Genomic DNA, 19,224 nt, shown 5'->3' with positions numbered 1-19,224 from the left:
CGCTGGCTGCTGCTGGCACTGGGCTTCACACTAGGCGGCATGACCTACGCACAGACCCCCACGCCGGCCGGCGCACTGCAGGCCCAGGACGATCCCTACCTCTGGCTGGAGGACATCGACGGCAGCCGCGCCATGGCGTGGGTGAAGCAACAGGATGCCGCCACCCTCCAACGGCATGGGCAGTCGCCGGCCTTCGCCCGGCTCGACCAGCGCCTGCTGGAGGTGCTGGACTCGGATGCGCGCATTCCCTTCGTCGAGAAGCTGGGCGGGCACTACTACAACTTCTGGCGCGACAAGGCCCACCCCAGGGGCCTGTGGCGACGCACCACGCTGGCCGAATACCGCAAGGCGGAACCGGCCTGGGAAACCGTGCTCGACCTGGATGCGCTTGCCGACACCGAGCACGAGAACTGGATCTGGCACGGCGCGCAGTGCCTCAAACCCGGATACCGGCGCTGCCTGGTGTCGCTCTCGCGCGGCGGGGCGGACGCCGACGTGGTCCGCGAGTTCGACCTGCTCGCCAAGGCCTTCGTGGAGGGCGGCTTCGTGCTGCCGGAGGCCAAGACCCAGGTCGCCTGGGTGGACGAGGACCACATCTTCGTCGGCACCGACTTCGGCCCCGGCTCCATGACGCAGTCGAGCTACCCGCGCATCGCCAAGCTGTGGACGCGCGGCACGCCGCTCGCGCAGGCGCGCACGGTCTACGAGGGCAAGCCCGAGGACCTGGCGGTCAGCGCCTGGCGCGACCTCACGCCTGGCTACGAGCGCAGCTTCGTGCAGCGCGCGCTGGCCTTCTACGACAGCGAGAGCTACCTGCTCGGCGCGGACGGCAGGCTCACCCGCATCGACGTACCGACCGACGCCGAGACCAGCGTCGAGCGCGAATGGCTGCTGATCGAGCCGCGCAGCGACTGGCAGCTCGCCGGCCGTACCTACAAGGCCGGTTCCCTGCTCGCCGCCGACTTCGACGCCTACCTGGCAGGCCACTACAGGACCGGCCGGCGCGAACTCGCCGTGCTGTTCGAGCCGACCGACACCACCGCGCTGGACGGCTACTCCTGGACCCGCCACCACCTGATCCTCAACGTGATGGACGACGTGGTGAACCGGCTGGAGGTGCTCACCCCGCAGCCGGGCGCATGGAAGCGCGAACCGCTCGCGGGCGCGCCGGCGCTGTCCGCCATCGACGCCGGTGGCATCGACGCCGACGAGAGCGACGACTACTTCCTCACCGTCACCGGCTTCCTGCAGCCGACCACGCTCTACCACGGCACCCTCGGCGAGGGCCAGGCGCAGCCCATCAAGCACAGCCCGAGCTTCTTCGACGCCTCGAAGTACCAGGTCAGCCAGCACTTCGTGCGCTCGAAGGACGGCACCCGCGTGCCGTACTTCGAGATCGCCCCGAAGGCCATGGCGCTCGACGGCCGGAATCCCACCCTGCAGTACGGCTACGGCGGCTTCGAGATCTCGCTGCAGCCGAGCTACAGCGGCAGCATCGGCCGCGCCTGGCTGGAGCAGGGCGGCGTCTACGTGGTCGCCAACACCCGCGGCGGCGGCGAGTACGGCCCGCGCTGGCACCAGGCCGCGCTCAAGGCCGACCGCCTGCGCGCCTACGAGGATTTCGCCGCGGTGTCCGAGGACCTGATCCGGCGCAAGGTCACCTCGCCGGCGCACCTGGCGGCGATGGGCGGCAGCAACGGCGGCCTGCTGGCGGGCAACATGCTCACGCTCTACCCGCAGCTCTACGGGGCGATCGTCAGCCAGGTCGCGCTGCTGGACATGAAGCGCTACACCCACCTGTCCGCCGGCGCCTCCTGGATCGCCGAGTACGGCGACCCCGACAAGCCGAGCGAATGGGCCTGGATCAGGACCTTCTCGCCCTACCAGAACGTGCAGCCGGGCCGGCGCTATCCGCCGGTGCTGTTCACCACCTCCACCCGCGACGACCGCGTCGGCCCCGCGCATGCCCGCAAGATGGCGGCAAAGATGCAGGCCCTGGGCTACCCGGCGGATTTCTACGAGAACGTCGAGGGTGGCCACGGCGGTGCGGCCGACAACAGGCAGTTGGCCTTCATGCACGCGCTCGAATACACCTGGCTGTGGCACCACGTAAAATGAGGCCCCCCGGCGGCCGCGCGGCCGCCGCAGCCTTCCGACCGCACGCATGAGAGCCGCCGGCAGCATCAGCCCCCAGTTGCGCGAATGGATCCTCGCCACGGCGCGCGCCGGCCACGGCGTGCCCGAGGTGCTCCGGCTGCTCAAGGAAGCGGGCTACCCGCCGGCGCAGAGCCGCAGCGCGGTGGCCGAGGTGCTGAGGATTCCGCTGAGTTCGATCAACGCCACCGCGCCGGCGGGCCGCCGCACCCGCGCGCCCGCGGCGCCGCAGGTCGAGGTGGACGGCCGCCGCGTGCGGGTCAGTGCCAGCATGGAGGCGCCGGTGGTGCGCGTGCTCGAGGACCTGCTCGACGCCGAGGAATGCGCGGCGCTGATCGAGGCGGCGCGGCCGCGGCTGGACCGTGCGCTCACCGTCGCCGAGGACGGCAGGCACCAGGTCGACGAGCGCCGCACCAGCCGCGGCATGTTCTTCAAGCCGGGCGAGACGCCGCTGGTCGCGCGGCTGGAGCGGCGCCTGGCCGAGCTGCTCGACCTGCCGGTGGAGTACGGCGAAGGCCTGCAGGTGCTGCACTACCTGCCCGGGCAGGAGTACGAGCCGCACTACGACTGGTTCGACCCGACGCAGCCGGGCTACGCCGCGGTGACGGCCAAGGGCGGCCAGCGCGTCGCCAGCGTGGTGATGTACCTCAATACCCCCGAGGAAGGCGGCGGCACGGCCTTCCCCAACGTCGGCCTGACGGTCACCGCGCTGGCCGGTTCGGCCGTCTATTTCGCCTACGAAGGCGGCGACACCAGCTCGTTGCACGCCGGCCTGCCGGTGACCCGCGGCGAGAAGTGGATCGCCACCAAGTGGCTGCGCGAGCGGCCGCTGCGCTGAGCGCCCCGCGCGGCCGTCCGCGTACCGTCGCGTCCAAGCTCGGAATGAGCGGCTTTCCGGGAGGCCGGCTGGCCGCCCGCGAAACACCGCCCCGTCTTTCGCTGCATTGCAGCAGCGTTTGCCGTATCCTTGCGCGCCTCGTTTTTCCATCCCCACCGAAGGATTCCCATGGGTCTGCATCTCGTCTCCGCCGGCCGCAACGTGCCGGACGAAATCAACGTCGTCATCGAAATCCCCAAGGACGCCGAACCGGTCAAGTACGAGGTGGAGAAGGAAAGCGGCGCGATCTTCGTCGACCGCATCCTGTCCACGCCGATGCGCTACCCGTGCAACTACGGCTACGTGCCGGGCACGCTGGGCGGCGACGGCGATCCGCTGGATGCGCTGGTGATCCTGCCGCTGCCGCTGATCCCCGGCTCGGTGATCCGCTGCGTCCCGGTCGGCATGTTGAAGATGACCGACGAGGCCGGCAGCGACGAGAAGCTGGTGGTGGTCCCTGCGCCGAAGATCTTCCCCGGCTACGCGCACATCACCGACATCAAGGGCGTCACCCCGCACTGGCTCGAGCGCATCGGCCACTTCTTCGAGCACTACAAGGACCTGGAGAAGGGCAAGTGGGTGAAGGTCGAAGGCTGGGTCGGCGCCCAGGAGGCCAAGACCGAGATCCGCGCCGGCGTGGAGCGATACCAGGCCGGCGCGAAGGCCTGAGGCCGGAACCCGGCTAGGCGCGCCCGCGCAGGCGCGCCTGCAGCCGGCGCAGGTCGCTGCGCCGCAGTTCCTCGCGCAGCTCGCGCGGGGACCGCCCCAGGGCGCGCCGGAACGCCTCGGTCATGTGGCTGTGGCTGGCGAAACCCAGGTCGCAGGCGAGCCCGGCCAGGTCCTCCTCGCCCTCCGCCAGGCGGCCCAGCGCCGTGCCCAGCCGCTGCTGCAGGCGGAACTGGCGCAACGACTGGCCGGTCGCGCTGCGGAACAGCCGGCACAGGTGGAAGGGCGAACAGCCGGCCAGCGCGGCCAGTTGCTCGATGCCCAGGTTCTCGCCGGCGTGGCCGATGATGGCCTCCTGCACGCGCGCCAGCCGCAGGGCCGCGCCGACGGCCCGCGGCCGCACCGCGGCGCCGTCGCCGAGCAGACCGCCGAGCACGTCCAGCAGCACCTCTTCCGCGGTCGCCGCATCGGCGTCACCGCGACGCAGCGCCTGCATCATCTCCACGTGGTCCTTCTGGAACCGGAGGTCGTGCGGGAACTCGCGGCAGGCGGGCGCGGCGGCCAGGCCGAGCGCATCCAGCGTGGCGTCGTCGAGCCACACGTCCGTGCAGCAGTCGCAACTGTCCTGGTCCGGGTGCGAGATGCGGTACTCCACCCGGCCGCGCACCAGCACCGCCGTGCCCGGCCGAGCGAAGCAGGTGCGCGAGCCCACATGCACCGCGAACGAGCCGCGACGGGTGAAGATGAAGCGCGCCGGCTCGCCGCCCTGCACGTAGCCGCAGTCGACGCGCGGCCGCCGGCACACATGGGCGATCACCATGAAGTGCGGGGATTGCAGCACGGTCTGCATGATCGACATGCACGACGCTCCGCGGCCGGTTCGCCGCCGATCATACGCCTGCCGCCGGCAGCTGCCGGCATGCGGGGAACGACGCGTGCGCACGTTTTCGAAAGCGCCGGCACGCGATCCATGGCAGCCCGAGTTCGCCCGGTTTTCCCCGGCACGTTTGTGAAAGCGCGCGGCCGCCGCGCAGGGTCACGCTGCACCGGCACCCCATCCGGGATGCCCGGGCCGGCGAGCGCCGGACCGGCATGCTGAGGAGATACGGCCATGACCAAGACCCTGTGCACCCTGCTGGCCGCCTGCTGCGTGGCAGGCGCGGCCCACGCCGCACAACCCGCGTCCGTCCAGGACTGGCTCAACCCCATGCTCTACCCGAAGAACTCGCGCCCGTTCGGCAAGAGCATCTCCAGCTGGGCGGAGCTGAACTGGCAGTGGATCTACGCGCAACCGTTGCAGCACAACCCCTATCTGGATCCCACCGGCGCCGACTGCGGCACCGGCCAGGGCGGCCCGGTCTGGCACCTGGCCCCGATCGCGGCGATGACGTCGGGCACCTACACGCGCCACTGCGCGATCCCGCGCGACAAGGCGGTGCTGCTGAACATCGGCAGCGTCACCGACGACTGGCCCTGCCCCGACCCGCATTTCGGCCCGCCGCCCGGACAGTCGCTGTACGACTTCCTCGTCGCCGACGCGCTCACCTACAACATGGTCACCGAACTGGACGTGCGGCTGGACGGCCGCCCGATCTTCGACCCGGAACGCTACATCTACACCTCCGAGAACCTGTTCGCCGTCAAGGGTGACCCCAGCGAGACGGCGTTCGACCCCTGCATCACCGGCAGCTACCAGCCCGCCGTGGTGTACGGCTACTTCATGATGTTCCGCCCGCTGTCGCCCGGCGAGCACACCATCGTGCGGCACAACCACGACCGCAACGGCACCGACATGACCTACGTGTACCGGCTCACCGTGCTGTGAAGCAGCCGGCCGTTCAGCGCCGGCGGCGCACCGCCGGCGGGGGGGGGGGGGGGGGGGGGGGGGGGGGGGGGGGGGGGGGGGGGGGGGGGGGGGGGGGGGGGGGGGGGGGGGGGGGAGAGGGGGGGGGGGGGGGGGGGGGGGGGGGGGGGGGGGGGGGGGGGGGGGGGGGGGGGGGGGGGGGGGGGGGGGGGGGGTCCCCCCCCCCCCCGACAGCGCCACCAGCACCAGCCCGACCACCACCAGCGGCAGCGACTGGATCTGCCCCATCGTCAGCCAGCCCCAGGCGAGGTAGCCCAGCTGCGGATCGGGTACGCGCACGAACTCCACCGCGAAGCGGAAGCAGCCGTACATCAGCGCGAACAGGCCGGAGACGAGGTAGCGCGGCCGCGGCTTCATCGACACCAGCCACAGCACGGTGAACATCACGATGCCTTCCAGCGCCAGTTCGTAGAGTTGCGAGGGATGCCGCGGCAGGCCGCCGTAGTGCAGCAGCTGCTGCGCCAGTTCGGGCTGGTTCGCGGCGACCTGCAGGTCCTCCTCGTGCGCATTGGGAAAGATCATCGCCCAGGGCACGTTGCCGGGCTTGCCCCAGAGCTCGCCGTTGATGAAGTTGCCCAGCCGGCCCAGGCCGAGTCCGAGCGGCACCAGCGGCGCGACGAAGTCCATCGTGTCGAAGAAATGCAGCCGGTGCCGCCGCGACCACCACCAGGCGGCCACCAGCACGCCGACCAGGCCGCCGTGGAAGCTCATGCCGCCGTCCCACACCTTGAACAGCGCCAGCGGATCGGTCCAGATCCAGTGCAGCCCGCCGGCGTAGTAGAACAGCATGTACCACACGCGTCCGCCGACGATGATGCCCAGCATCGCGTAGAACGCCAGGTCGCTCAGCGCATCCCGGCTGACCGGCAGGCGCCCCTGCTCCCGCCGCCGCTCGCCCAGCAGCCCCGCGCCCAGGAAGCCGAGCAGGTACATCAGGCCGTACCAGTGCACCTGCACGGGGCCGACGTGGAAGGCGACCGGGTTGAAGTGGACGGTGAAGGGCTGGGTCATGGCTTCGGACACGACGGTCAAAGCCCAAGTGTAACCGGCGCGGGCTCTTCCCGGCCCGTGGCGCCGGCGACTAGAATCGGCCACGAGTCCATGCGGCATGGGGGTGCCGCTTCCGACCGGCCGCCGTGCTCCCGGCGGCTGCGTTCGCCACAAGGAGCGTGCAAGGGGGAACCATGACGATTCGATGGACGCAGGCCGCACTGTCTGCGGCGCTGCTGCTCAGGCCCGCCATCGCGGGCGCGGCCGACCTGCTGCCCGTGGGGGACTTCGCGCGGCACCCGCAGCTGTCGATGCCGCGGCTCTCGCCGGACGGGCAGTACCTGGCCGTGCGTTGGGACGACGGCGACTCGCATGCGCTGGTGGTCTACCGCATCAGCGACATGTCCAAGCCGGCCAGCATGCTGCGCATGCCCAAGTACGAGCTGCCGCTGGGCATCAACTGGGTCAGCCCGAACCGGCTGGTGGTGGAGAAGGGCAAGGAATTCGGCTCGCTCGACCGGCCGGCCTACACCGGCGAGATCATCGCCAGCGACGTCGACGGCAAGCACCAGGATTACCTCTACGGCTACCAGGTCAGGTTCAGCTCGCGGTCCGACACGCGCGGCACCGATCACGGGTGGGGCTTCGTGGACGGGCTGCCCGACCGGGCCAACGGCCACTTCTACATGGCCGCGACCAGTTGGAGCTCGCAGGACAGCAGCTCGCTCTACGACGTCGACGCCCGGGCCAACACCCGCCACCTGGTGGCCGACATCGGGGTGGGCAACATGAGCTTCCTGGTCGGCGACGACGGCCGGGCGCGCTACGCCTACGGCCGCAACGACGCCTACGACTACGTCGTCTACCACCGCGAGAACGACCACTGGCAGCGGCTGTCCGTCGCGCAGACCGGCGGCACCTTCGCGCCGATCGAGGTCACTCCGGACCAGCAGCACGTGTATGCCTACTACGACGCCGGCACCGGCCCCGCGTCGCTGGTCGAGCAGGACGAATCCGGTGCGAACCGCAAGGTGCTCGCCGCGGCAGGCTTCGGCGACGTCGGCAGCATCGAATGGACGCCCCTGCCCCGCCAGCCGTTCGCCACGATCGGCGAGACCGGCGTGCCACAGGTCAGCTACATCGACCCGAACCTGCCGGCGGCCAAGCTGCATCGCGCGCTCAGCCTGAAGTTCCCCGGCCAGTACGTGCACTTCATCAACTACAGCGAGGACGGCGGGCAACTGCTCTTCAGCGTGAGCAGCGATCGCAGCCCGGGCGCCTACCTGCTGATCGACACGCACACCTACAAGGTGCGCAAACTGTTCGACGCGGCGCCCTGGATCGACCCCACCAAGATGGCCGAGCGGCGGCCGGTGCGCTTCAAGGCCAGCGATGGTACCGAGCTGGAGGCCATCCTCACCCTGCCACCGGGCCGCGCGGAGACCGACCTGCCGATGGTGCTGCTGCCGCACGGCGGGCCGATCGGGGTCAGCGACGACTGGTTCTACGACGACGACGCGCAGTTCCTCGCCAATCGCGGCTACCTCGTGCTGCAGGTGAACTACCGGGGCTCGGGTGGGCGCGGCGAAGGCTTCAAGGAGGCGGGCTACCTCAAGTGGGGCACGCGCATCCAGCAGGACCTCATCGACGGCGTGACATGGACCATCGGCCAGCACTACGCCGATCCCAAGCGCATCTGCGTCTATGGCGGCAGCTTCGGCGGCTACTCCGCCATGATGACCGTGATCCGCGCGCCGGGCATGTTCAGGTGCGCGGTCGGTTACGCCGGCGTCTACGACCTCAGGATGATGTACAGCAAGGGGGACGTGCGCGAGAGCAAGAGCGGCCGCAGCTACCTCAGGACGGTGATCGGCCGCGACGATGCCGAACTGGACGCCAACTCGCCCGACAAGCTGGCCGACAAGATCGACGTGCCGGTGCTGCTGATCCACGGCGAGGACGACCAGCGCGCCCCGTTCGCCCAGGCCAAGGCGATGCGCGCCGCGCTGGAGGCCGCCCACAAGCCGTACGAGTGGATGAGCAAGCCCGGCGAGGGCCACGGCTTCTACGACGAGAAGAACCGCGTGGATTTCTACAACGCGTTGCAGGCGTTCCTGGAGAAGCACATCGGCAAGGGCGCCTGACCGGGCCGCACCCCGTGGGATGAACGGCCGCCTGGGGCGGCCGTTCCTTTTCAGAGCAGCACCGGACGGTCCGGCAGCTCGTCGGGGTTGGGCCGGTCGCCCGCCGGGAAGTGCTCGCGCAGCAGCGCATGCACGGCCTCGATGCCGGCCAGGCTGCCCTCGCGCCATTCGGCGCGGGCGAACGCGCCGCGCATGCGCGCGCAGATCGCGTCCCATTGCGCCTGTGGCACGCGGCGGGCGATGCCGCGGTCGGCGACGATCTCGATGCGCTGCTCGGACAGCAGCAGGTAGATCAGCACGCCGCAGTTGTCCTCGGTGTCCCACACGCGCAACTGGGCGAACACCTCCTCGGCACGGGCACGTGCGGACACGCCGGCCAGCACGGCCCGCACGGTCAGCCGCGACTCGACCGCGAAGCGCAGCTCGCCCAGGTGCTCGCGCTCGCCCAGCGTGACCGCGTCGGCCAGCTCGTCCAGTAGCATCGCGGGAAAGCGCTGGCGCAGCTGGAACCAGCCGCCGAACAGGTTGGCCATCAGCCGCTGCATCACGGTCATCACCAGCTCCCCGAGGATCCGCCGCCGCCGAAGCTGCCGCCGCCACCGCTGAAACCACCTCCTCCACCGCCGCCGAAACCACCGCCGCCGAAGCCTCCGCCGCCGAAACCGCCGAAGCCGCCACCGCCGAAGCCGCCCCAGCCGCCCCAGCCGCCGCGACCGATGGAGCGACCGCCGCCGCCGGGCAGCAGCATCAGCACGCCGCCGACCAGCGCGCCGAGCAGGGCGGCACCGAGGCTGGCCGCGACCAGCCACAGCACGAAGCCGGTGATGCCGGCGCCCAGCGGAGTGCGCAGCAGCACGTTGGCACGCCCGAACAGGCTGCGCAGGAAGAAGGCGATGAACACGCCGATCAGCAGCGTCTGCTGGAAGCCCGGCCCGCGGTGCTCGCGCGGCGCGCCCTGCACCGGCGGCGGCAGCGGCTCGCCGTCGATCAGCTGGGTCAGCGCGCCGACCGCGTCGCGGAGGCCGCCGTAGTAGTCGCCCTCGCGGAACCTGGGTGCGATGTACTCGCGGATGATGCGCGCGGTGGCTGCATCGGGAATGGCGCCCTCCAGGCCGTAGCCGACCTCGATGCGTACGCGCCGGTCGTCCTTGGCCACCAGCAGCAGCACGCCGTCGTCGGTGCCCTTGCGGCCGACCTTGTTCCGTTCGGCCACCGCCAGCGAGTAGCTCTCGATGTCCTGTCCGTCGGTGCTGCCGACCATCAGCACCACCAGCTGCGCGCCCTTGCGCTGCTCCAGCGCGACCAGTTCGCCGTCGAGCTGGTCGACCTGCCGGGCGCTGAGGGTGCCAGTGAGGTCGGTGACGTGACGGCGCAGCGTAGGTACCTCCGCCGCCCGCGCGCCGGCCGCCACCAGCAGCAGCAGGGCGAGCAGCAGCCACGCCAGCCGCGGCGGGCGGCGGCGCACGTCAGTGCGCCGAGCCGGCCGGCGCCGGCGCCGCCGTGCCGAAGTCCACCGTCGGCGCGGTCGAGATCGCTCTTTCGTTGTCCACGCTGAAGTTGGGCTTGACCTGGTAGCCGAACATCTTGGCGGTGAGGTTGTTCGGGAAGGTGCGGATCATCGCGTTGTACTGCTGCACCGCCTGCACGTAGCGGTTGCGCGCCACGGTGATGCGGTTCTCGGTGCCTTCCAGCTGCGCCTGCAGGTTCTGGAACAGGCCGTTGGCCTTCAGGTCCGGATAGCGCTCGCTGACCACCATCAGCCGCGACAGCGCGCTGGAGAGCTCGCCCTGCGCCTGCTGGAACTGCTTGAGCTTCTGCGCGTCGTCGACCATGTCCGGGGTGACCTGGACGCTGCCGACGCGGGCGCGCGCGTTGGTGACCTCGGTGAGCACACGCTCCTCGTGCTGCGCGTAGCCCTTGACCGTGTTGACCAGGTTGGGCACCAGGTCGGCGCGGCGCTGGTACTGGTTGAGCACTTCCGACCAGGCGGCCTTGACTGCCTCGTCCTGCCGCTGGATGGCGTTGTACCCGCAACCGCTCAGCAGCACGGCAAGCAGCGACAGCACGAACACGCGAAAGGTCTTCATGAGGCACTCCGATGCGGTGTAAGGGCGCCAGCGTAGGTGGTGCCTCGATCCACCGTCAACGGCCACACCGGTTCGCCTGCGGGAGCGCGCTTGCTCGGGACGGATCGGCCTGGGTGTACACGGACGAAGGGCATCGCGGGCGATGCCCGCTCCTGCAGGCCGGCGCGCTTCGACCCGCCTACGACCCCATGATCGCGGGCAGGCGCGGCCCGACGATCAGGGCCCAGTCCAGCCCCATGAAGACCAGCAGCACGAACACCGCGGCCGAGCCCATGTCCTTGGCGCGGCCGGCCAGCTCGTGGAACTCCGGGCTCACCTTGTCGACCACCGCCTCGATCGCCGAATTGAGCAGCTCGACCGACAGCACCAGGAACATCGGCAGCACCAGCGCGAGCTTCTCCAGCGCGCCGTGGCCCAGGTAGAGCCCGAGCGGGATCGTCACGATCGCGAGACACACCTCGAAGCGGAACGAGGCCTCGTGGCGCCAGCCGGCACGCAGCCCCTTCATCGACCAGCGCAGCGCGTTCCACAGTTGCCGCGGTCCGCGGAAACCCTCGGCGGCCATGTGCGGTCAGCGCCCCGCGGCCGGATGGTCGTTCAGGGCCGGAAGCGGCGAAAGCTGGACTGTCGGCATGGCGGCGGCACTCGCTTCTCGTCGGCGGCAAGCGCGCCATGATGCCATAGCGTCGGCGCGCGGGACGGCATGTCGCAGTGCAGCGTCACCCGCTGGATGGATGGGGTACCCTCGACGGGTTGTAGCCCGGTTCAGGGTTGCAGAGCAGGCCGCGCAGCGGCAGTCAGTGTTCAACCGCTCGGAATTTTCATGGCAGTCCAGAATCCGCCCGTATCGCAGACCCGGTCATTCAGCACCGTCTTCCTCATCGAGATGTGGGAGCGCTTCGGCTTCTACGGCATGCAGGTGCTGATGGTCACCTACCTGATGAAGACGCTCGGCTTCGTCGATACCCATGCCAACCTGGTGTGGGGCGCGGCCGCCGCGTTGATCTACGCCACGCCGGCGATCGGCGGCTGGGTCGGCGACAAGCTGATCGGCACCCGTCGCACGATGCTCACCGGCGCGGTGGTGCTGGCGCTGGGCTACGCGCTGCTGTGGATTCCATCCAACGATCCCTACCTGACCTATGTCGCGCTCGGCGTCATCGTCGTCGGCAACGGCTTCTTCAAGCCCAATGCCGGCAACCTCGTACGCAAGATCTACGAGGGCAACGACACCAAGATCGACAGCGCCTTCACCATCTACTACATGGCGGTCAACGTCGGCTCGATGCTTTCCATGACCGCCACGCCGTGGATCCGCAACGTCGTGGCGGCGCGCTACGGCGAGACCTGGGGCTGGCATACCGCTTTCGGCGCTTGCGCGATCGGGCTGGCGCTGGGCCTGGTCATCTACACGCTGATGAGCCGCACGCTTGCGCACATCGGCTCCGATCCGGACCGCAAGCCGTTCAACCTCGCCCGCTTCGGTGCGGTGCTCGCGGTCGCCGCCGGCACCGTGTTCGTCGCCGCGCTGATCCTGCAGAGCCAGGCGGTGGCGCGCATCTGCGTGTATTCGGCCGGCGTGGTGATCCTGGGCATCTTCATCCACCTGATCCGTTCCAGCGAACGCGGCGAGCGCGCCGGCCTGGTGGCCGCGCTGGTGCTGACGCTGCAGACGATCTTCTTCTTCATCTTCTACGCCCAGATGGCGACGTCGCTCAACCTGTTCGCCCAGGAAAACGTCGACCTGCGCTTCGGCCTCTTCGGCTGGCACCTGTTCACCTGGATACCCGAGCAGTACCAGAACCTCAATGCGATCTGGATCGTGCTGCTGAGCCCCGTGCTGGTGCTCATCTACAACTCGCTGGGCCGCTTGGGCAAGGACCCGTCCGTCGCCGCCAAGTTCGCCTGGGGCTTCGCCGCGGTGGCGGCCGGCTTCTTCATCTACGGCATCGGCGCGCACTGGGCGGTGGCCGGCCAGGTCTCCTCGTGGATCATGGTCTGGGGATACGGCCTGTACTCGCTGGGCGAGCTGCTGGTCTCGGGCCTCGGCCTGGCGATGATCGCCCGCTACGTGCCGGCGCGCATGGGCGGCTTCATGATGGGCGCCTACTACGTCGCCGTGGGCATCTCGCAGTACCTGGGCAGCGTGGTGGCGAACTTCGCGCACATCCCCGAAGGCCTCACCGATCCGGTGCAATCGTTGCAGATCTACACCAGCCTGTTCACCAAGCTCGGCTGGGTCGGCGTGGGCTGCACGGCGATCGCCGTGGCGGTGCTGCCGCTGATGAAGAAGCTCTCCAACAGCCACGCCGAGCACGCCGCGGCCGCCGACCCGCTGCCGCCGGTGCGCAGCGAGGAAGGCTGGGAACTGCCGGGCTGATCCCGCGAGGCGCCGCGGCAGCCGCGGCGCCGGTCTCCCCACGCATGCAACACCGGCAAGCCAGTCGTCGTATCGGCCCGTTCGCGCTGACGCGCACGCTGGCCTGGTTGCGCCTGTGCGCGATCGCCGGGCAGAGCGTGGCGGTGCTGGTCTGCGCGCTGTGGATGCAGCTCGCCATCCCGCTGCTGCCGCTGCTGACCGGCATCGGCGCGCTCGCCGTGTTCGCCGTGTTCGCCGCGTGGCGGCTGGGCCAGCCCTGGCCGGTGCGCGAATGGGAAACGATCGCCCACGTCGCGGTGGACACGCTGGTGCTGGGCTACCTGCTCTACTTCACCGGCGGCGCCACCAACCCGTTCGTCACCCTGCTGCTGGTGCCGATCGCACTCACCGCCGCGGCACTGTCGGTGCCGGCGGTGCTGGCCGTCGCGGCGCTGGCCGGCGTGGCCTACCTGGTGCTGCTCTACCGCCACGTGCCGCTGCCGATGCCGATGCACGGCGGCGGCTTCCCGCTGCACGTGGCCGGCATGGGCGTGAACTTCGTGATCACCGCGCTGCTGCTGGGATTCTTCATCAACCGCCTGGCGCGCGCGCTGCGGGTGCAGCAGCTGGAGGTGCAGCGGGTGCGCGAGCGCGCGCTGCGCGACGAGGGCATCCTCGCCATCGCCACGCAGGCCGCCGGCGCGGCGCACGAACTCAACACGCCGCTGTCGACCATGCGCACCCTGCTGCCCGAGCTGCGTCGCGAGCACGCCCGGGACGCCGTGCTGGAGGAAGACCTGGCCCTGCTGCAGGAGCAGGTCGACCGCTGCCGCGCGATCCTGCGCGAGATGGTCGCTTTCGGCCAGGCGCAGCTGTCGCAGGAGGCGGAACAGATGCCGCTGCAGGCGTTCGTGCACGGCTGCCTGGAACGCTTCCAGCTGCTCCGTCCGGAAGCGGAGCTGACGCTCGACCTGCCCGAGGCCGCTGCGCGGCTGGAGCTGCGCGTACCGGCCGGGCTGCGCCACGCCCTGATCAACCTGCTGAACAACGCGGCAGATGCCTCCGCGTCGCGCGATTCGGATGCGGTCGAGCTGCGCATCCGCTGTGACGGGGGCTGGCTGGAACTCGCCGTGCGCGACCAGGGCCCCGGCTTCGAGACCGAGGGCAACGTGGCGCTCGGCCGCAGCGGCAAGCAGGGTGGCCTGGGCCTCGGCCTGGCCCTGGCCGAGGCGACCGCCGAGCGCCTGAACGGCGAACTGACCGCCGCCAACACGCCGCACGGCGCGCAGGTGCGCCTGCGCCTGCCGCTGGCGGCCATCGCCGCCGCCTGAGCGTGCGCGTGCAAGCGCGGCGCATCCGGGCAAGAATGGTGTTCCCGCCGCTCCCGCCATGCCCATGACCGAACCCAACGCCCCCCGCCAGCTGCTGATCGTCGACGACGACGCCACCTTCGTGCGCGTGCTCTCGCGCGCGCTCGGCTCGCGCGGCTTCGAGGCGATCGGTGCCACCCGCGCCGACGAGGCGCGCGTGCTGGCGCGCCGCCACCAGCCGCGCTACTGCGTGCTGGACCTGAAGCTGGGCGAGGAGAACGGGCTCAAGCTGATTTCCGAGCTGCATGCGCTGGTGCCGGACATGCGCATCCTGCTGCTGACCGGCTACGCCTCGATCGCCACGGCGGTTGAGGCGATCAAGCGCGGCGCCCACGACTACCTGGCCAAGCCGGTCGACGCCGACGCCGTGGTGCGCGCCCTGCTCGAGGGCGAGGGCCCGTCGGCAGCCGACGACGAGCCGCCCGAAGCACCCGAGGCGCCACTGGCGCTGCGCCGCCTGGAGTGGGAGCACATCCAGCGCGTGCTCACCGAGTGCGACGGCAACATCTCCGAGACGGCCCGGCGCCTGGGCATGCACCGGCGCACCCTGCAGCGCAAGCTGAGCAAGCATCCGGTGCGCGAGCGGCCCGACGCGGCCGAATGATCCCGCGGACCGGGACGCCTTCCTGCCCCAGGCCCCGGCTCGCGCGACTTCCTGGCGCAGGCGTGCCGTCGACCGCCTGAAACCGCGCAGCCACGCGCTTCGCACACGACCTGCGACAACGCGTCATCTGGTCGTGCACATTGGCGCCGCTATCCTGCCCCACCTCGACCAACGTCCAGGGTTGTCCGTGCATCCACGACCGCCGGCCATCTGCGCCCTCGTCCTGCTGGCCGCGTCCGGACTGGCGCCTGCCGCCGACAGCCCGCAGCAGGCGACCACGCTCTCCCCGGTCACTGTCCACGCCAGCGACACCCACGTCACCGAGACACCGGCGGTGAGCGTGCGCATCGATCGCGCGCGGTTGACGCAGCAGAACGTCACCACCAGCGCCGACGCGCTGCGCTTCGCACCGAACGTGCAGGTGCGCGCGCGTTACATCGGCGACCCCAATGCCGTCATCAGCGGCCGCAATGCCGGCACCCTGCAGAGCGCGCGCAGCCTGGTCTACTCCAACGGCCTGCTGCTCTCCAACCTGATGACCAACGGCTGGGACGGCGCGCCGCGCTGGGGCATGGTCACGCCCGAGGAGATCGGCGCGGTGGACGTGCTCTACGGCCCCTACTCGGCGCTCTACCCGGGCAACTCGCTGGGCACCACGGTGCTGATCCACACCCGCCTGCCGCAACGGCTCACCGCGAGCGCCAGCCTGCAGTCCATGCGCCAGGACTTCCGCGATGCCTACGGTGCCGGCGGCCATTACGACGGACGCCACGCCGCGGCCTCGCTGGGCAACCGGCAAGGGCGCTGGAGCTGGCTGCTCACCCTCGACAGGCTCGACAACCACGGCCAGCCGATGCAGTACGCCACCGCCAGGGCCGGCGGCGACGCCCCGGCGGCGGTACCGGTCACCGGCGCCACGCTCGACCGCAACCCCAACGGCAGCCCGCGGCTGGTCTACGGCGCCAACAGCATCGAGCACACCGTGCAGACCCAGGCCAAGCTCAAGCTGGGCGTGGACCTGACCGATCGCACCGCCGCGCTGTTCACGATGGGCTGGTGGCACGACCACGCCGAGGATCGCACCCGCAGTTTCCTGCGCGATGCCGGCGGCCAGCTGGTGACCGCCGGCACCATCGCAGCCTACGGCCGCACCTGGACGCTGCCGCCGAGCGGCCTGGCGCCGACCGCCAGCAAGGACACCCACCTGCTCTACGGTGCGGAGCTCAACGGCACGCTCGACGGTGGCTGGCGCTGGACCGCCGTGGCCAGCCACTACGCTTTCGCGCGCGCGCAGGCGCGCACGGCCGACCTGCCGCCGCCGCTGGGCACGCTCGGCGGTCCCGGCACGGTAGGCGACAACGCCGGCTCCGGCTGGGACACGCTCGACCTGCGCAACTCCGGCCCGCTCGGCGATGCGCACATGCTCTACGCCGGCGTGCACGGCGACCGCTACGTGCTCGATTCGCGCGTGCACGCCGCAAGCGACTGGCGGGGCGCCGCCGACGGTCCGCTGACCGGCGCCTTCGCGGGGCGCACGCAGACCCGCGCCGCCTACCTGCAGGACGTGTGGAGCTTCGCTTCGAACTGGGCGCTGACGCTCGGTGCCCGCTGGGAGCAGTGGCGCGCCTACGGCGGTCGCCGTGCCGATGCCAGCACGGCGCTGCGCTACCCCGACCGGCAGCGCAGCGACCTCTCGCCGAAGGCGGCGCTGGAATGGGACTTCGCGCCGGACTGGCGGCTGCGCCTGGCCTACGGGCGCGCCGTACGCTACCCGACCGTTGCCGAGCTGTTCCAGGGCTCGATCTCCGCCAACGCGATCGTGGGCAACGATCCCCGCCTGCGGCCCGAGCGCGACGACTCCTTCGACCTGACCCTGGAACGCCACCTGCACGGCGGCCACTGGCGCGTCTCGCTGTTCCAGGACCGCATCGCCGATGCGCTGTACACGCAGACCGACATCACCGTCACGCCCACCGTCACCAGCGTGCAGAACATCGACCTCACCCGCCTGCGCGGCATCGAGGGCGAGCTGGCGCTGACGGACGTCTGGACGTCCGGGCTGGACCTCACCGCCAGCGTCGCGCTGAACGACGCCAAGACCCTGCGCGACCGCCGTTATCGGCTCGCCGAGGGCAAGTGGTTCCCGCGCATCCCGCGCCTGCGTGCCAGCCTGTTCGCCGACTACCGCTTCGCCGACGGCTGGGACGCCTCGCTCGGCATCCGCCACTCCGGCCGCCAGTACGGCACGCTGGACAACAGCGATCTCGTGGACAGCTACGGCGCCGTCAGCGCCTTCACGGTGGCCGATGCCAAACTGCGCTGGAAGTTCGCGCCGCAGTGGACCGCTTCGCTGGGCGTGGACAACCTCACCAACGCACGCTACTGGGTCTACCATCCCTATGCCGGCCGCACCTGGGTCGGCGAAGTGCGCTGGGATCTGTGACGGAGGCGATCGCATGCGCGGACTGCTGATCCTGCTGCTTGGCCTGGCGAGTGCACAGACGCTCGCGCACGATGCCGTGAGCCAGGCCCCCATGAGCATGGCGAAGGAACCACCGCTCGGCGCCAGCGCCGCCTTCGACGCGCACGGCCGGCTGTGGGTGGTGGACGCCGCCGACGGGCACGTGCGGCTGCGTCACTCCGACGACCTGGGCGCGACGTTCAGCGTCCCGGTGCCGGTCAATGCCGCGCCCGAACCGATCTATGCCGAAGGCGAGAACCGACCCAAACTGGCCTTCGGACCGCACGGCGAACTCTACGTGAGCTGGTCGCAGCCGCGCGCCGAGCCGTGGACCGGCTTCGTGCGCTTCGCCCGCTCGCTCGACGGCGGCGCGCACTTCTCCACACCGGTCACCGTGCACCGCGACCGCGCCGAGATCACCCACCGCTTCGACGCGCTGGCCGTTGACGGCACGGGCCGCGTGGTGCTGGCCTGGATCGACAAGCGCGACCAGGTCGCGGCGGAGGCCGCGCACCAGCCCTACCTCGGCGCGGCGGTCTACTACACCTGGTCGACCGACCGGGGTGCGCACTTCGCGCCCGAGCGCGCGCTGGCGCAGCACAGCTGTGAATGCTGCCGCATCGCCCTGGCGCGCACGCCGCAGGGCGATGTCGCCGCGTTCTTCCGCGCGGTCTACGGCGACAACATCCGCGACCACGCATACGCGCTGCTGCGCACCGACGGCAAGATCGACGTCCCGCGCCGCGCGACCTTCAGCGACTGGCACATCGCCGGCTGCCCGCATCACGGGCCCGGCCTGGCGATCGCCGCCGACGGCACCCGCCACGCGGTGTGGTACGAGGCCAACGGCAAGCCGACGATCTGGTACGGCCAGCTCGATCCGGGCCATCCGCCACGGCGTGCGCTGGCGATGGCGGGCACCGGCGCCAGCCACGCGGACATCGCCGTGCAGGGCCGCACCGTGTGGGTGGCCTGGAACCGGATCGGTGCCGACGGCGAGTCGCTGCAGATGCGCCGTTCCGACGACGGCGGCCTGCACTTCGGCGCGCCGCGCACGCTCGCCACCGTGCAGGGCGCGGTGGGCTCGCCGCAGCTGTTGCTGCACGAAGGTCGTGCCTACGTCGCGTGGAACACCTCGGCGGGTTTCCGCCTGCTGCTCGCGGGAGCCGCCCGATGAAGCGCTGGCTGGCCATGCTCCTGCTGCTGCCCGGCGTCGCCGCCGCCGGCACGCTGCAACCGCTCCGCGCAGCCGACGTTCCCGCCCTGCTCGCGCCGCCCGCGCAAGGCGAGCGCCTGATCGCCCTGTGGGCGCTCGACTGCGCCTACTGCGAACCCAACCTGCAGGCGCTGGCGCGACTGCAGCGGGCGCATCCGCGCACGGTCGAGCTGGTCACGGTCGCCACCGACGACATCGGCCAGCGCGACGCGATCGAGCGGCGTCTGCAGGCGGCCGGCGTGAGCGGCTGGCCGGCACGCGCCTACGCCGATGCCATGCCCGAACGCCTGAACTACCTGCTCGATCCGGACTGGGGCGGCGAGACGCCGCGCGTGCTGGTGATCCACGCCGACGGCCGTCGGCAGGGCTTCAGCGGCGAACTCACCGCGAAGCAACTGGAGGCGCTGGTGCCCTAGCCCTCGCGAAAAACGC

Annotated in this window: 16 protein-coding genes and 1 pseudogene; 11 read left to right on the top strand and 6 right to left on the bottom strand. The window is 70.9% G+C overall.

From position 1 onward, the window contains the following. Positions 1–39 precede the first annotated feature (39 nt). From WAT24_RS05645 to ppa, 3 genes are all read left to right on the top strand, one after another. Positions 40–2,118, top strand: coding sequence for a prolyl oligopeptidase family serine peptidase (locus WAT24_RS05645; RefSeq protein WP_336806879.1), 2,079 nt, complete (start codon positions 40–42; stop codon positions 2,116–2,118). 46 nt (positions 2,119–2,164) lie between these two features. After that, entirely contained in the window at positions 2,165–2,992 is an 828-nt protein-coding gene (locus WAT24_RS05640; RefSeq protein ID WP_336806845.1) for a 2OG-Fe(II) oxygenase, read from the top strand. A 168-nt stretch (positions 2,993–3,160) separates the two neighbouring features. Beyond that, entirely contained in the window at positions 3,161–3,700 is a 540-nt protein-coding gene (ppa, locus tag WAT24_RS05635) for an inorganic diphosphatase (protein ID WP_336806844.1), read from the top strand. A 13-nt stretch (positions 3,701–3,713) separates the two neighbouring features. Here the strand turns inward: ppa and WAT24_RS05630 are convergent, their stop codons facing one another. Further along, positions 3,714–4,556, bottom strand: coding sequence for a helix-turn-helix transcriptional regulator (locus tag WAT24_RS05630; RefSeq protein ID WP_336806843.1), 843 nt, complete (start codon positions 4,554–4,556; stop codon positions 3,714–3,716). Positions 4,557–4,808: 252 nt separating this feature from the next. On the opposite strand from WAT24_RS05630, the gene WAT24_RS05625 reads away from it, so the two are divergent. Next, the gene (locus WAT24_RS05625; protein WP_336806842.1) at positions 4,809–5,522 is read left to right on the top strand and encodes a hypothetical protein; all 714 of its coding nucleotides are present in this window, start codon (positions 4,809–4,811) and stop codon (positions 5,520–5,522) included. Between the two features lie 186 nt (positions 5,523–5,708). On the opposite strand, the pseudogene lgt reads toward WAT24_RS05625, so the two are convergent. After that, a pseudogene (lgt, locus tag WAT24_RS05620) lies at positions 5,709–6,572 on the bottom strand (prolipoprotein diacylglyceryl transferase); the annotation flags it as partial. Positions 6,573–6,745: 173 nt separating this feature from the next. Between lgt and WAT24_RS05615 the strand changes: the two are divergent. Further along, positions 6,746–8,695: an alpha/beta hydrolase family protein gene (locus WAT24_RS05615; protein ID WP_336806841.1), complete on the top strand. Its 1,950-nt coding sequence runs from the start codon at positions 6,746–6,748 to the stop codon at positions 8,693–8,695. A gap of 50 nt (positions 8,696–8,745) precedes the next feature. On the opposite strand, the gene WAT24_RS05610 is transcribed toward WAT24_RS05615, so the two are convergent. From WAT24_RS05610 to WAT24_RS05595, 4 genes are all read right to left on the bottom strand, one after another. Further along, positions 8,746–9,249, bottom strand: coding sequence for a TPM domain-containing protein (locus WAT24_RS05610; protein WP_336806840.1), 504 nt, complete (start codon positions 9,247–9,249; stop codon positions 8,746–8,748). After that, a complete protein-coding gene (locus tag WAT24_RS05605; RefSeq protein ID WP_336806839.1) occupies positions 9,249–10,160 on the bottom strand; it encodes a TPM domain-containing protein in 912 nt (303 codons plus the stop codon). Before WAT24_RS05605 ends, WAT24_RS05610 begins: the two co-directional genes overlap by 1 nt. 1 nt (position 10,161) lies before the next feature. Continuing rightward, positions 10,162–10,782: a LemA family protein gene (locus WAT24_RS05600; protein ID WP_336806838.1), complete on the bottom strand. Its 621-nt coding sequence runs from the start codon at positions 10,780–10,782 to the stop codon at positions 10,162–10,164. 178 nt (positions 10,783–10,960) lie between these two features. Continuing rightward, positions 10,961–11,347 carry a diacylglycerol kinase gene (locus WAT24_RS05595; RefSeq protein ID WP_336806837.1) on the bottom strand — a complete coding sequence of 129 codons (387 nt, stop codon included), beginning with the start codon at positions 11,345–11,347 and terminating at the stop codon, positions 10,961–10,963. A gap of 258 nt (positions 11,348–11,605) precedes the next feature. Between WAT24_RS05595 and WAT24_RS05590 the strand changes: the two genes are divergently transcribed. The 6 genes from WAT24_RS05590 to WAT24_RS05565 all read left to right on the top strand — a co-directional run bounded on the left by WAT24_RS05590 (position 11,606) and on the right by WAT24_RS05565 (position 19,208). Then, positions 11,606–13,162, top strand: a complete 1,557-nt coding sequence (locus WAT24_RS05590; RefSeq protein WP_336806836.1) for a peptide MFS transporter — start codon at positions 11,606–11,608, stop codon at positions 13,160–13,162. A 44-nt stretch (positions 13,163–13,206) separates the two neighbouring features. Next, a complete protein-coding gene (locus tag WAT24_RS05585) occupies positions 13,207–14,472 on the top strand; it encodes an ATP-binding protein (protein WP_336806835.1) in 1,266 nt (421 codons plus the stop codon). Positions 14,473–14,536: 64 nt separating this feature from the next. Further along, positions 14,537–15,115, top strand: a complete 579-nt coding sequence (locus WAT24_RS05580; protein WP_336806834.1) for a response regulator transcription factor — start codon at positions 14,537–14,539, stop codon at positions 15,113–15,115. A gap of 187 nt (positions 15,116–15,302) precedes the next feature. Continuing rightward, positions 15,303–17,558, top strand: coding sequence for a TonB-dependent receptor (locus tag WAT24_RS05575; RefSeq protein ID WP_336806833.1), 2,256 nt, complete (start codon positions 15,303–15,305; stop codon positions 17,556–17,558). Positions 17,559–17,571: 13 nt separating this feature from the next. Then, on the top strand, positions 17,572–18,753 hold the full coding sequence (locus WAT24_RS05570) for a sialidase family protein (RefSeq protein WP_336806831.1): 1,182 nt from the start codon (positions 17,572–17,574) through the stop codon (positions 18,751–18,753). Continuing rightward, on the top strand, positions 18,750–19,208 hold the full coding sequence (locus tag WAT24_RS05565) for a TlpA family protein disulfide reductase (protein WP_336806830.1): 459 nt from the start codon (positions 18,750–18,752) through the stop codon (positions 19,206–19,208). The genes WAT24_RS05570 and WAT24_RS05565 overlap by 4 nt, the downstream gene beginning before the upstream one ends. Positions 19,209–19,224 lie beyond the last annotated feature (16 nt).

Origin of the sequence: Fulvimonas yonginensis, from assembly GCF_037137055.1 — a bacterium.
GTDB lineage: Bacteria > Pseudomonadota > Gammaproteobacteria > Xanthomonadales > Rhodanobacteraceae > Frateuria_A > Frateuria_A yonginensis.
This window is presented reverse-complemented; position numbering and strand designations above follow the sequence as displayed.

Bases quoted from the DNA above. Each gene is read 5' to 3' on its own strand.
- WAT24_RS05645 (WP_336806879.1), top strand. From the start codon at position 40: ATGACCTACGCACAGACCCCCACGCCGGCCGGCGCACTGCAGGCCCAG.
- WAT24_RS05640 (WP_336806845.1), top strand. From the start codon at position 2,165: ATGAGAGCCGCCGGCAGCATCAGCCCCCAGTTGCGCGAATGGATCCTC.
- ppa (WP_336806844.1), top strand. From the start codon at position 3,161: ATGGGTCTGCATCTCGTCTCCGCCGGCCGCAACGTGCCGGACGAAATC.
- WAT24_RS05630 (WP_336806843.1), bottom strand. From the start codon at position 4,556: ATGTCGATCATGCAGACCGTGCTGCAATCCCCGCACTTCATGGTGATC.
- WAT24_RS05625 (WP_336806842.1), top strand. From the start codon at position 4,809: ATGACCAAGACCCTGTGCACCCTGCTGGCCGCCTGCTGCGTGGCAGGC.
- WAT24_RS05615 (WP_336806841.1), top strand. From the start codon at position 6,746: ATGACGATTCGATGGACGCAGGCCGCACTGTCTGCGGCGCTGCTGCTC.
- WAT24_RS05610 (WP_336806840.1), bottom strand. From the start codon at position 9,249: ATGACCGTGATGCAGCGGCTGATGGCCAACCTGTTCGGCGGCTGGTTC.
- WAT24_RS05600 (WP_336806838.1), bottom strand. From the start codon at position 10,782: ATGAAGACCTTTCGCGTGTTCGTGCTGTCGCTGCTTGCCGTGCTGCTG.
- WAT24_RS05595 (WP_336806837.1), bottom strand. From the start codon at position 11,347: ATGGCCGCCGAGGGTTTCCGCGGACCGCGGCAACTGTGGAACGCGCTG.
- WAT24_RS05590 (WP_336806836.1), top strand. From the start codon at position 11,606: ATGGCAGTCCAGAATCCGCCCGTATCGCAGACCCGGTCATTCAGCACC.
- WAT24_RS05585 (WP_336806835.1), top strand. From the start codon at position 13,207: ATGCAACACCGGCAAGCCAGTCGTCGTATCGGCCCGTTCGCGCTGACG.
- WAT24_RS05580 (WP_336806834.1), top strand. From the start codon at position 14,537: ATGACCGAACCCAACGCCCCCCGCCAGCTGCTGATCGTCGACGACGAC.
- WAT24_RS05570 (WP_336806831.1), top strand. From the start codon at position 17,572: ATGCGCGGACTGCTGATCCTGCTGCTTGGCCTGGCGAGTGCACAGACG.
- WAT24_RS05565 (WP_336806830.1), top strand. From the start codon at position 18,750: ATGAAGCGCTGGCTGGCCATGCTCCTGCTGCTGCCCGGCGTCGCCGCC.